At 49.6% G+C, this 11,041-nt stretch carries 15 protein-coding genes and 1 tRNA gene; 8 read left to right on the top strand and 8 right to left on the bottom strand.

The features are described 5' to 3' along the window. Window position 1: 1 nt before the first annotated feature. Window positions 2-77, bottom strand: a tRNA-Gly gene (locus C2M35_RS13085). Window positions 78-176: 99 nt separating this feature from the next. Next, window positions 177-722: an oligoribonuclease gene (gene orn / locus C2M35_RS13080; protein ID WP_105265530.1), complete on the bottom strand. Its 546-nt coding sequence runs from the start codon at window positions 720-722 to the stop codon at window positions 177-179. A gap of 116 nt (window positions 723-838) precedes the next feature. Here orn and rsgA point away from each other — a divergent pair, with 116 nt between their 5' ends. Together rsgA and asd are read left to right on the top strand one after the other, a co-directional pair. Further along, window positions 839-1,897, top strand: a complete 1,059-nt coding sequence (rsgA, locus tag C2M35_RS13075) for a small ribosomal subunit biogenesis GTPase RsgA (protein WP_105200091.1) — start codon at window positions 839-841, stop codon at window positions 1,895-1,897. 118 nt (window positions 1,898-2,015) lie between these two features. Next, window positions 2,016-2,882, top strand: a complete 867-nt coding sequence (asd, locus tag C2M35_RS13070) for an archaetidylserine decarboxylase (protein WP_105200090.1) — start codon at window positions 2,016-2,018, stop codon at window positions 2,880-2,882. Here asd and C2M35_RS13065 read toward each other — a convergent pair. Next, window positions 2,871-3,359 (bottom strand): GNAT family N-acetyltransferase, encoded by a 489-nt coding sequence (locus C2M35_RS13065; RefSeq protein ID WP_105265529.1) that lies wholly within the window; start codon window positions 3,357-3,359, stop codon window positions 2,871-2,873. The two genes, asd and C2M35_RS13065, sit on opposite strands and share 12 nt — an antisense overlap. A 78-nt stretch (window positions 3,360-3,437) precedes the next feature. Between C2M35_RS13065 and C2M35_RS13060 the strand changes: the two genes are divergently transcribed. From C2M35_RS13060 to C2M35_RS13040, 5 genes are all read left to right on the top strand, one after another. Beyond that, a complete protein-coding gene (locus C2M35_RS13060) occupies window positions 3,438-3,989 on the top strand; it encodes a glutathione peroxidase (RefSeq protein WP_105200088.1) in 552 nt (183 codons plus the stop codon). Between the two features lie 84 nt (window positions 3,990-4,073). Next, on the top strand, window positions 4,074-4,355 hold the full coding sequence (locus C2M35_RS13055) for a peptidylprolyl isomerase (RefSeq protein WP_105200087.1): 282 nt from the start codon (window positions 4,074-4,076) through the stop codon (window positions 4,353-4,355). Between the two features lie 86 nt (window positions 4,356-4,441). After that, entirely contained in the window at window positions 4,442-5,014 is a 573-nt protein-coding gene (locus tag C2M35_RS13050) for a glutathione S-transferase family protein (protein ID WP_105265528.1), read from the top strand. A gap of 5 nt (window positions 5,015-5,019) precedes the next feature. After that, entirely contained in the window at window positions 5,020-5,373 is a 354-nt protein-coding gene (locus C2M35_RS13045) for a DUF2750 domain-containing protein (protein WP_105200085.1), read from the top strand. A 6-nt stretch (window positions 5,374-5,379) separates the two neighbouring features. Continuing rightward, window positions 5,380-6,054: a hypothetical protein gene (locus C2M35_RS13040; protein ID WP_105200084.1), complete on the top strand. Its 675-nt coding sequence runs from the start codon at window positions 5,380-5,382 to the stop codon at window positions 6,052-6,054. Here the strand turns inward: C2M35_RS13040 and C2M35_RS13035 are convergent, their stop codons facing one another. Continuing rightward, window positions 6,055-6,597, bottom strand: a complete 543-nt coding sequence (locus C2M35_RS13035) for a hypothetical protein (RefSeq protein ID WP_158677982.1) — start codon at window positions 6,595-6,597, stop codon at window positions 6,055-6,057. It abuts the gene before it with no gap. Next, window positions 6,551-6,958, bottom strand: coding sequence for a hypothetical protein (locus C2M35_RS13030; RefSeq protein WP_105265526.1), 408 nt, complete (start codon window positions 6,956-6,958; stop codon window positions 6,551-6,553). The genes C2M35_RS13035 and C2M35_RS13030 overlap by 47 nt, the downstream gene beginning before the upstream one ends. Window positions 6,959-7,083: 125 nt before the next feature. On the opposite strand from C2M35_RS13030, the gene C2M35_RS13025 reads away from it, so the two are divergent. Further along, entirely contained in the window at window positions 7,084-7,983 is a 900-nt protein-coding gene (locus tag C2M35_RS13025; RefSeq protein ID WP_105265525.1) for a phosphoribulokinase, read from the top strand. Window positions 7,984-8,007: 24 nt separating this feature from the next. Here the strand turns inward: C2M35_RS13025 and speD are convergent, their stop codons facing one another. From speD to astD, 3 genes are all read right to left on the bottom strand, one after another. Next, window positions 8,008-8,814, bottom strand: a complete 807-nt coding sequence (gene speD, locus C2M35_RS13020; protein WP_105200081.1) for an adenosylmethionine decarboxylase — start codon at window positions 8,812-8,814, stop codon at window positions 8,008-8,010. A 95-nt stretch (window positions 8,815-8,909) separates the two neighbouring features. Further along, window positions 8,910-9,317 carry an OsmC family protein gene (locus C2M35_RS13015; protein ID WP_105200080.1) on the bottom strand — a complete coding sequence of 136 codons (408 nt, stop codon included), beginning with the start codon at window positions 9,315-9,317 and terminating at the stop codon, window positions 8,910-8,912. Between the two features lie 249 nt (window positions 9,318-9,566). Next, the gene (gene astD, locus C2M35_RS13010; RefSeq protein ID WP_105258140.1) at window positions 9,567-11,036 is read right to left on the bottom strand and encodes a succinylglutamate-semialdehyde dehydrogenase; all 1,470 of its coding nucleotides are present in this window, start codon (window positions 11,034-11,036) and stop codon (window positions 9,567-9,569) included. Between the last annotated feature and the right edge of the window lie 5 nt (window positions 11,037-11,041).

Below are 11,041 nucleotides of genomic sequence, written 5' to 3'. Positions count from 1 at the left end.
TTGGAGCGGCACACGAGGTTCGAACTCGTGACCTCAACCTTGGCAAGGTTGCGCTCTACCAGCTGAGCTAGTGCCGCTTCATATATAGCTCAAAATTAACACATTCATGTTCGTCTTAAGCGGGGCAGGATTCTACAAGATTGCCCCTTCTTTGCAAGCCCTTTTTTGGGATTTTTTTAAATTTTGAAGATTTCTGTACGATAAACCTGCAATTCCATGATCGAGTCCTTGATATCGTCCAGTGCCAGGTGCGATCCCTGCTTTTTTACCTTATCAAGTACTTCCGGTTGCCAGCGTCGCGCCAACTCTTTGATGGTACTGACATCAATGCTGCGGTAATGGAAGTAATTATCAAGCTCGGGCATATAACGCACAAGAAAACGGCGGTCCTGGCCGATGGAATTGCCACACAAGGGCGAAGCTCCTTTGGGTACCCACTGCTCTAAAAATGCCAGGGTATCAGCCATGGCCTCTTGCTCAGTTACCTCACTGGCCTTGCATCGCGCCGTTAAACCCGACTTGCCATGTTGGTTGGTGCACCACTGGTCCATGCCATCAAGTAACTCATTACTTTGCTTTATTGCTATAACCGGGCCCTGAGCCAGGATATTGAGTTCGCTGTCGGTGATTATGGTGGCAATTTCCAGGATCCTATCCTGCTCTGGGTCCAACCCCGTCATTTCCAAATCCAACCACACTAAATTCTTATCATTCACAGCCATATCAACCTAACCCTGCTTTACTTTCGGTTTAACGCAATAAGATATATCATATTAGCTTAACTCATAGACCTAAAGCTTTTTTAAAAAGGTTTAGCCCAGCTAAGTACAGAGACCGCGTGGCAAAAAAGCAAAAACTGTCCAAAGGCCAGGCTCGACGCATTCGAGCCAATCATCAAAAGCGCTTACAACGCGCTAAAGAAAGCTCAGCCGACACCCAAACAAGCGAATTCGATAGCGATAACCTCGGCGCTCAGGAGCCCGGGGTTGTGGTCAGTCGTTTTGGCCAACATGCCGACATAGAAACGCCCGACGGCGATGTACTTCGCTGTAATATTCGCCGCACAGTAACCAGCCTAGTCTGTGGCGATGAGGTGCTGTTTCGCCGCGCCAACGTCAGCGACGGCGATATTGCCGGCGTGGTGGAACTGGTTGAAGAGCGCCGCTCTCAGCTTACCCGCCCGGACTTTTATGATGGCGTTAAGGTGGTGGCCGCCAACATCGACCAGATCCTTATGGTATCGGCCGTGGTGCCCGAGTTCAGCACGCAAATTATCGACCGTTATATCGTTGCCTGCGAAGACATGGGCATAGCCCCTGTATTGCTGTTAAATAAGGTCGACATGCTTGAGGATGAAGACCGCGATATGTTTATGGAAATACTCGCCGAATATCATGAGCTGGGCTACGACATTCATCTGGTCAGTAGCCACAGCGGTGAAGGCATAGAGCACCTTAAAGCCGAGCTGGTCGATAAAAACAGTATTTTCGTGGGGCAAAGTGGCGTCGGTAAATCAAGCCTAGTTAATACCCTGCTGCCCGATGCCGAGATCCTCACTCAGGAAGTCTCCTCTAACAGCGGCCTAGGACAACATACCACCACTGTCTCGCGCCTGCATCACCTGCCCAGCGGCGGTAATCTAATTGACTCACCGGGAATTCGTGAATTCGGTTTATGGCATTTAGAGCCTGAGCGTGTGGCTTGGTGTTTTAAAGAGTTTCGCCAGTTCTTAGGCGGCTGTAAGTTCAGGGACTGCAAACATCTGGACGATCCGGGCTGTTTATTACGCGAAGCCGTGGAAAATGGTGATATTGCCGAGTTTCGTTTTGAGAACTACCACAGGATTATCGAATCCATGGCAGATGGCCGCGCCGGGGCACGTAATCCAAGAGTGTAAGCCGAGCGCTAACCCGCGGCGGCAAGAAACGGCCGCCAACGCCTTGCCTGTTTATTAGGCTATGGTTTTTACTCCTTGATTTAGCTACCATTCGTAAAAATATTTTGAGAATTAAACAGTGAACTTAGATAAAGTAAAAATTGCTTTTCAATATGCATTGCCAAAACACGGCGTATCCCGTTTGGTTGGTAAACTGGCTGCTGCCAAAGCGGGTAAACTAACCACAGCCCTTATCAAGTTGTTTATTAAACAATATAAAATTGATATGAGCGAAGCATTGCATGAAGCTCCCGAGCATTACCAAACCTTTAATGAGTTCTTCACCCGTCCTCTTAAGCCGGGTATTCGCCCCTTGGCTGAAGATGCAAACATTGTCGCCCACCCGGTGGACGGCGCCATTAGCCAACTCGGTGATATTCTTGATGGTCAATTAGTGCAGGCCAAGGGCCACTACTACAGCCTTGAAGCCCTGCTTGGCGGTAAGGCCGAGGATGCCCAGCCGTTTTTAGGCGGTAAGTTTGCTACCATCTACCTGGCGCCCAAGGATTATCACCGTATTCATATGCCTGTCGATGGTACGCTAAAACGCATGATTTACGTGCCGGGCGATTTATTCTCGGTTAACCCGTTAACGGCGCAAAACGTGCCTAACCTGTTCGCCCGTAACGAGCGTGTGGTAGCCATATTCGACACCGAGATCGGCCCCCTTGCCATGGTCTTGGTCGGCGCCACCATAGTCGCCAGCATAGAAACCATTTGGGCCGGCACGGTAACACCACCAGCAGGTAAAGACGTGTTCAGTTGGGATTACCCGAGCACAGGAGACCGCGCCGTGCACCTGAAAAAAGGTGAAGAAATGGGCCGCTTTAAACTGGGCTCCACAGTAGTAATGGCTTGGGGTGCTAATCAGGCCGACTTTATCAGCACTCAAGTGCCTGAAGCCGTCACCCGCATGGGCACGCCTTTTGCGAAATTAGTCGACTAGACACTTCCCCAGGATGGTCAGGTTGTAACTCTGACCATCCATAATCGCCACCTTAGGCAACTCGCCCCACTGGCTAAATCCAGCCTGTTTAAACAAACGCATGCTCGGTATGTTATGGCTGAATATAAAGGCCAACAAATTGGTCACCCCCAAACGATGCGCCTGCTGCTCGGCAAATGCCAGGCTCAGTTTGCCTAAACCGCGACCGCGCACCGATTCACACAGGTAAATTGCGATCTCCACGGTTTGCTCGTAGGCAGGACGACCATAGAAGGATTTAAAGCTCAACCAGCCCACCACCTTGTCACCTTCTTTGCAGACATAGATGGGACGTTTATCGTTATGGGATAGAAACCACTCTCGACGCGACTCAACGCTCACCAACTCGGTGTCGGCGGTCACCATGCGACTGGGGATGGTTTGATTATAAATGGCGACTATACTGGGTAAGTCTTCAATCTGTGCAGGTACAAACATATTTCAGCCACAAGCTGGGTGATCTAATGTGCCGATACTAACCTATATATTAAAACTAACAATAACTTGAGAACGAACATGTTTAAATTATTTCTCGCCAGCTTATTCTTATTGGCTACGAGCCTGGCTTATGCCAGTGACAACCAGGAATGTGGCGACTTTACCGATATCCAGGTGCGCAAACTGCGCTCCGAGCAAAGCATCAACCTGTGTGAGTTTAAAGACTCGCCCTTGCTGATAGTCAACACCGCCAGTAATTGCGGCTTTACGCCCCAATTTAAAGAGCTCGAACAGCTGCATCAAAAATACAAAGACCAGGGGCTGGTGATTTTGGGTTTCCCTTCCGATGATTTTTTCCAAGAAGAAGATGAGGAAAAAGACACTGCCAAGGTCTGCTTTATCAATTATGGCGTGACCTTTACCATGATGGCGCCGGTGTCGGTGCGTGGCTCAGATGCCCATCCGGTATTTCAATACCTCAACAAGAAAACCAGCTCGCCCAATTGGAACTTTTACAAATATCTGGTGAGCAAGGATAGACAGCAGGTACAACGCTTTAACAGCCGTACCAAGCCGCTGTCGAGCGAACTCACCAAGGCAATTGAACAAGCCCTCGCTCACAAAGACTAAACTTTAACACAATTACGGTGGCCAACTCAGGGCTAGCAAGCTAGTCTTGTCTCATTGATTATAAAGAAGATATGGAGAGTAAATATGACATTGGCAAGTGCGCGTCACATACTGGTAGACAACGAGGCCCTGTGTCTTGATCTGAAGGAACAAATTGAGCAAGGCGCTGATTTTGCAGAATTAGCAAAGTTGCATTCCATGTGTCCAAGTTCGCAAGATGGCGGTGCCCTCGGTGAATTTGGCCCGGGTATGATGGTGCCAGAATTTGATAAAGTGGTATTTTCGGCCCCTCTTAATGTAGTTCAGGGCCCGGTGCAAACCCAGTTCGGCTATCACCTTCTTGAGGTTACCAGTCGTAGCGATTAATTCCTTTAAATTTCAGTTGCATTGACCGCCAAGCCTGTTATGTTTGAGCTCTCGAACACAGACTCACGCTTACGGCAGGTTTGGCAATGCAACTGTATGGCTCCAACACGTCTCCTTTCGCTCGTCGCTTACGCATCTGGTGTGAACAGCACAATCTAGCGGTTTCTTTTCAACACCTTGATATTTTTTCGCCCGATGGCAGAAAATTCCTTTTGGCTCACAGTCCAGTGGCTAAAATTCCCTTTTTGGTCGATGGCGAACAAGTCATTTACGACTCCAATGTGGTGTACGAATACCTAAGTGCGCACTTTAAACTGCCCAGCATGAGTTGGGATGAGCGCAATCAACTCACGGTTATCAATGCCGCCAATGACTCGGCCATAGAGCTGCTGTTAAGCCAGCGCTCCGGCTTTGACACCAATGAAGAACACTTATTTTTCGACTTGCAAAAACAGCGTATCGCCCTGTGCCTTAATGCCCTAGAGCAACAGGCAGCGGCTATACAGCATAGCTACGTATGCGCCAGCCTGTTTTGTCTACTTGATTGGCTACAATTTAGAGAGCTGCATGATGTAACGCCTTACCCGGCACTCATGGCTTTTTGGCAAGCCCAGAAAACATCACCACACGCACAAGCAACGGATCCAAGACAGGGATAATTAAGATGGCACATGACGACATTGAAATTGAATCGCAGTGGGAATTATTCTGCGACCAAGTGCAACAAAGTAAAGAGATCTGGTTGCTCGGCAGTGATGACGGCGGTATCGCCTCGGTCAGCTCCGCCTATGACGACAACCAGGATGTATTGCTTATGTGGCACAGCGAAGAGCTGGCTCAGGCGCAATGCACAGGTGACTGGCAAGGGTTTAGCCCTTTCTCATTGCCCCTCGAGGAAGTGCTTGAGGACTTCGCCCCTCAGTTAATCGATGATAATGTCATGGTGGGTATCAACTGGGATAATCAGGTCTGCACCGAGCTGTCGGCCAAGTCCTTGGTGAGCGCGCTAACCGATTAGTACCTAGTGAAGACCCATTTAGGCCGGCGGCCATTTACCAGTATGGAGTTGCATACCCTGTTTTCCGGGTATGTTTATGGTGATGACAAACAAGCGCGCGAGCAGCCCAAGCATTGGCATTTTTGGCTGCCGCTGCTGGCCTATTACAGCGGTGGTTTTAGCGATGAACTCGCTTCCTTAGAACTGGGTGATGTCGATATCACCAGCACCATCCCCGTGCTACACCTGCACACCCATGGCAAGATCAAGGCCCGTAAAATCCCCATCCACCCGCATTTGTTTGCCTGTGGTCTGAGTGAATATGTCGATTTCATCAAAACGCAGCAGCACAGCCGCTTATTATTCGACTTACCATCAAAGTCAGGGCGTTACAGTGAAAAGGCCCGTATTTGGTTCTCTGGTGAAGGCGAGCGCGCCGGGTATATGCAAAAATGCCATCTGCCGACCGTGGATCAACAAGGTCATAAAACCGCGCTCAGCAGTTTGCGCCTTAACTTTGAGCAAAGCATTCGCATCAGCGCCATGCAGCTTGGCTGCAAACCCGGTTTTTACTATCTGATGGGGTTAAAAGACTACCCCGAAGATGATTTTGCCGATCTGCGCACCCTGCAAAAGATTGTTCGCGGGGTACGCATAGTGAATGCTCATAGCCATTGGCAGCGCTTCTGCGCCCGCAGCTAACTAGGGCGCCTTATCCTCACAGACAAAAGCCAGCTTATCGCCCTCGGGGAAATAGCTCAGTCGGGTGATATTTCCTGCACAGTATTCGCTTAAGTCATGCCACAGGGTGGCCGCTTTGGCGCTCTGTAACTGCTTTTGATATACCCGCCCGCCGTAGGCATAGGCTATGGTCTTATCCGTCACCCAGGTATAGTCCTGCACTCCTTGTGGCAAACGAAACAGCTGGGTCACGGTTTTCGTGTCTGGGGCAAAGCTGCTAAACCAGTTTTGCAAGTCCTGCTGCTGGGTAAAGGTGAAGACGCCCAGCGCCGGGTTATAGCTAAAGCCACGACCTGGATTATCGGCCACATGATGGATTTTTTCCGGCTCGGCCAGATTAAAGTATTTGGCGCTGTGCGGCTCACCAAGAGCAAACACCAGCAAGTCCTGCCGTGCTCCCCAAGCGTGATAACCTATGGTCAGGCCGTTATCCAGGATGCGTGTACTTGGCGCCGACTCACCCAAGGGGTAAGACCAAAGCTTTTGCCCCCCAATCGGGTTCAACCACCACAGCCGACAAGGCGTTTAAACCTGGCACTACGACCGACAAGGCATTTAAACCTGGCACCAGAGTAGGCGAATATTCGCTGTAAGCTGGGGTATTACTGATATTGCGACGGTCTTGGGTGGCGAAGTCGTAAAAGAAGATCTCCTTCTGTGCCTGCTTATCAGTGCCTATTTCATAACTGTAGTAGACGCCAGCTTTACTTATCGCCGGTTGATTGCTGTAAGCTCCGCGCTCGCTTACCGCCAGCACTTCGGGCTGTCCCTGCTCATCGTGTTGCAACAGCAGGATTTGGCTCTGAGCCAAGGCCAGCGGGCTGATACACAGCAAGCTTAATACCTTTAAAGTCGTTAATTTCATTATTGTTTTTACTCTTAAATTTGCCATCCTATACTAGCGTGAAATCCGTTTTGGGCAAACCGCGCCTTGATTTAACATGTAAGCCCCTTTATAAAGGGTATTTGAGTTAACAAACGATTAATCTTATGTCGGCCAAACACCCTATTGTCGCGATTACCGGTTCTTCAGGTGCGGGTACTACCACCACCACCAATGCCATTAAACATATTTTCCGCAGCCTAGACGTCAACGCCGCCTTTATCGAAGGCGATAGCTTCCACCGCTATACCCGCCCCGAAATGGATAAGAAAATACGTGAAGCAGAGCAACAGAGCCGACATATCAGTTATTTTGGTCGTGAAGCCAATGATTTTGCCGCCCTCGAAAAGCTATTTTCCAACTATGGCGAAACCGGCAGCGGCAAGGTGCGTCGTTATCTGCATACCTTTGATGAGGCAGTGCCCTACAATCAACTACCGGGCACCTTCACACCTTGGCAGGATTTAGAGAGCGGCACCGACCTGATGTTCTACGAGGGCTTACACGGCGGCGTGGTAGATGAAGAGCATGATGTGGCCAAGCATGTCGACCTCTTGATTGGCATGGTGCCCATTATCAACCTTGAGTGGATACAAAAACTGATCCGCGATACCTCGGAGCGTGGCCATTCACGTGAGGCGGTGATGGACTCCATACTGCGCAGCATGGATGATTACGTAAACCATATCACTCCGCAGTTCTCGCGCACTCATATTAACTTTCAGCGCGTGCCCACTGTGGATACTTCCAATCCTTTTAGTGCCAAGGATATTCCATCGCTGGACGAGAGTTTTGTGGTGATCCGTTTTCGTGGCATCGACAGCGTCGACTTCCCCTACTTTTTGCAGATGATAGATGGCAGCTTTATGTCGCGAATGAACACACTTGTGGTGCCCGGCGGTAAAATGGGTTTGGCAATGGAGTTGTTGTTAACGCCGCTGATCAAAGAATTATTAGTGAAAAAGCGGGCTTTAGAACATTTAGCGCCAGCAGATTTACCCATCTAGCCGGCGCTAATAAAGCTTAAAGGATTAAGCTTCTGGTAGGTTGCGACCGTAGAAGATCTCTTGGATCTCGCGGTTTAAACGCTCACGGATTTCTTCCTGCTCGCTTTCTTCAAGCTCATCGGTGGTTACACCGAACAGGTAAGTATTCAAATCCGTTTCTTTAAGCATCATCTTGGTGTGGAACAGGTTCTCCTGGTACACATTCACGTCCATCATCTGATACAGCTCTTTGGTATCATCAGTCATGTAATTCTGAATCGAATTAATGGCATGGTCGATATAATGCTTAACACCGTTAACGTCACGGGTAAAACCACGCACACGGTAGTCAATAGTTACCACGTCCGATTCCAACGAGTGGATCAGGAAGTTCAACGCTTTTAGTGGCGAAATAATGCCACAGGTTGATACTTCGATATCGGCACGGAAGGTACAAATACCATCATGCGGGTGCGACTCTGGGTAGGTGTGCACACAAATATGGCTTTTATCCAGGTGCGCAACCACAGACTCGGGTAATGGCCCCGGCGTTTCTTCGCTGTCAAAGCTCTGTTCGTCTACCGGCTCTTCCGAGATCAGAATAGTTACACTGGCCCCTTGAGGGTCATAATCCTGACGGGCAACATTAAGGATATTGGCGCCAATAATGTCAACGACTTCACCAAGAATGTCCGTAAGACGATCAGCACTGTATTGCTCATCAATATATTCAATGTATTCTTTACGTTGTTGCTCTGTTTTCGCATAGCAAATATCGTAAATACTAAAACTTAAGCTTTTGGTTAAGTTATTGAAACCATGAAGCTTAATTTTATCAAAGGGCTTGTTCACTATAAACCAACCTCAAACCTAGTCACAAAAGTCACTCAGGGACTCAAAAAAGAGGGCGGATTTTAGCCCAATTTGGCTCCCTTAAAAAGTACTTTTTAAACGATTTCTTGTACTTCAAAACTATGGGTTATTTGCACCGACTTTTCCAGCATAATCGCCACCGAGCAATATTTATCCGCAGACAGGGCTACGGCACGCTCAACATGCTTCTCGCTCACCTCGGTACCGGTAACGATAAAGTGCAAATTAATCTTTGTAAACACGCGAGGTGTTGTCTCGGCACGCTCACCGCTTAGCTGCACCTGCACACCACTTACCTGCTGGCGCGCCTTTTTTAGAATGCTAACCACGTCCACCGATGAACATGCACCCGCCGACATTAACACCATTTCCATCGGCGACGGCGCCTTAGGATCACTGCCAGTATCAAACACCACGTTATGGCCAGAATGTGAAGTACCGATAAAGGTGTCGCCCTCAACCCACTTTACGTTTGCTTGCATGTAAACCTCGTTGTTTAAATTAAAATCTCAGCGATTGTAAAGCAGCACGCCGATGATGCAAACCTGCATTTATCCCCGCTGCGATAATTGCGCTCATGCGCAGGACGAGCGGTTATTGAGCCACTGATGCCATAGCGTTATCGAATAGTTTTTTACCAAACTGGCAACTTCATCGATAAAAACGCGTAGCTCCCGAGTCACCTAAAGACAAAAAGCAGCCTAAGCTGCTTTTTTATCCACAAGAGCTGATCAGTCCAGGCTTAAGCCTGGGCTAAGCGTGTCCGGCAGGGTCAGCTGCTCCAGCTCTACCGAGGCTACCGGGTAAGCGCAATAGTCCGCGGCATAGTAGGCGCTGGCTCTGTGGTTACCAGAGGCGCCAATACCACCAAATGGCGCCGCACTTGACGCACCTGTGATAGGACGGTTCCAGTTGACGATACCGGCACGAATACGACGCAGGAAGTATTCATAGTCCGCTTCGTTATCACCCAGTAGGCCGGCAGACAGACCATAAGCGGTTTCATTGGCTTTCTCGATGGCGCTATCGAAGTCGCTGTAACGGAATACCTTAAGTAGCGGGCCAAAGTGCTCGTCATCCGGGAAGTCTTGTACCGAGGTACATTCGATAATACCCGGAGTAACAAAACCTGTGCCTGCAGTGTGCGTCAGTTCCAGCAATGGCTGAGCACCTAGCTCAACAAGCTGTTGCTGCGCCGCCACCATGCCCTTGGCTGCCGCTTCGGAGATCATAGAACCCATAAACGGCTGCTCGGCGGCATCATAGTCGCCAACCTTGATGTTTTTAGTGGCCGTTAGCAGTTGCGCCAAAATAGCATCACCCAACTCGCCTTCAGGCAAGAAAAGCTTACGCGCACAGGTACAACGCTGGCCGCTGGAAATAAAGGCCGACTGAATAATATCGTGCACCGCCGCCTTGATATCGCTGACATCTTTAACGATAAGCGGGTTGTTACCACCCATTTCCAAAGCCAGGATTTTACCCGGCTGACCGGCAAACTGCTCATGCAGGATATGACCTGTGCGTGATGAACCGGTAAAGAATAGACCGTCGATACCCGGGTGTGAGGCCAAAGCCTTACCGGTTTCAACTTCACCCTGAACCAGGTTAAGCACACCATCAGGCAGACCCGCTTGTTGCCATAGTTTCAAAGTAAACTCGGCTACTGCCGGAGTCAGCTCAGAAGGTTTAAACACCACGGTATTACCCGCTAAAAGCGCCGGTACTATGTGACCGTTAGGCAGGTGACCTGGGAAGTTATAAGGACCAAACACAGCTACTACACCGTGGGCACGGTGACGAATAACGGCTTTACCCACTGGCATGGCATTTTCTACCGTGCCGGTACGCTCTTGGTAAGCTTTTTCTGAAATCGCTACCTTGCCCACCATGGCGGCGGCTTCAGTGCGCGTTTCCCATAAAGGTTTACCGGTTTCCTGGGCGATAATTACCGCCATTTCTTCGCTGTTCGCCTTCAGCTGCTCGGCGAAGGCCTGAACTACAGCCAGACGCTCGGCAAAGGTTTTATCCGACCAAGGGATAAAAGCATTGCGCGCCGCTACAACGGCGTCATTTACCTGCTCGGCGGTGGCGCTGCTGGCCTGCCAAAGCTGTTCGTTGTTAGCAGGGTTTACCGAGCTAACTGCATGGCCCTGACCTGCAAGCCATTGACCATTAATAAATTGTGCTGGGTGAGACATAAATA

Origin of the sequence: Pseudoalteromonas sp. T1lg76, assembly GCF_002964725.1 — a bacterium.
Classification (GTDB): domain Bacteria; phylum Pseudomonadota; class Gammaproteobacteria; order Enterobacterales; family Alteromonadaceae; genus Pseudoalteromonas.
This window is presented reverse-complemented; position numbering and strand designations above follow the sequence as displayed.

What these genes read in the sequence shown, in the direction of transcription:
- C2M35_RS13055 (WP_105200087.1), top strand. Translation starts at nt 4,074, where the DNA reads ATGACATTGGCAAGTGCGCGTCACATACTGGTAGACAACGAGGCCCTG.
- C2M35_RS13015 (WP_105200080.1), bottom strand. Translation starts at nt 9,317, where the DNA reads ATGCAAGCAAACGTAAAGTGGGTTGAGGGCGACACCTTTATCGGTACT.
- C2M35_RS13030 (WP_105265526.1), bottom strand. Translation starts at nt 6,958, where the DNA reads ATGAAATTAACGACTTTAAAGGTATTAAGCTTGCTGTGTATCAGCCCG.
- C2M35_RS13050 (WP_105265528.1), top strand. Translation starts at nt 4,442, where the DNA reads ATGCAACTGTATGGCTCCAACACGTCTCCTTTCGCTCGTCGCTTACGC.
- astD (WP_105258140.1), bottom strand. Translation starts at nt 11,036, where the DNA reads ATGTCTCACCCAGCACAATTTATTAATGGTCAATGGCTTGCAGGTCAG.
- orn (WP_105265530.1), bottom strand. Translation starts at nt 722, where the DNA reads ATGGCTGTGAATGATAAGAATTTAGTGTGGTTGGATTTGGAAATGACG.
- C2M35_RS13045 (WP_105200085.1), top strand. Translation starts at nt 5,020, where the DNA reads ATGGCACATGACGACATTGAAATTGAATCGCAGTGGGAATTATTCTGC.
- C2M35_RS13025 (WP_105265525.1), top strand. Translation starts at nt 7,084, where the DNA reads ATGTCGGCCAAACACCCTATTGTCGCGATTACCGGTTCTTCAGGTGCG.
- C2M35_RS13060 (WP_105200088.1), top strand. Translation starts at nt 3,438, where the DNA reads ATGTTTAAATTATTTCTCGCCAGCTTATTCTTATTGGCTACGAGCCTG.
- C2M35_RS13065 (WP_105265529.1), bottom strand. Translation starts at nt 3,359, where the DNA reads ATGTTTGTACCTGCACAGATTGAAGACTTACCCAGTATAGTCGCCATT.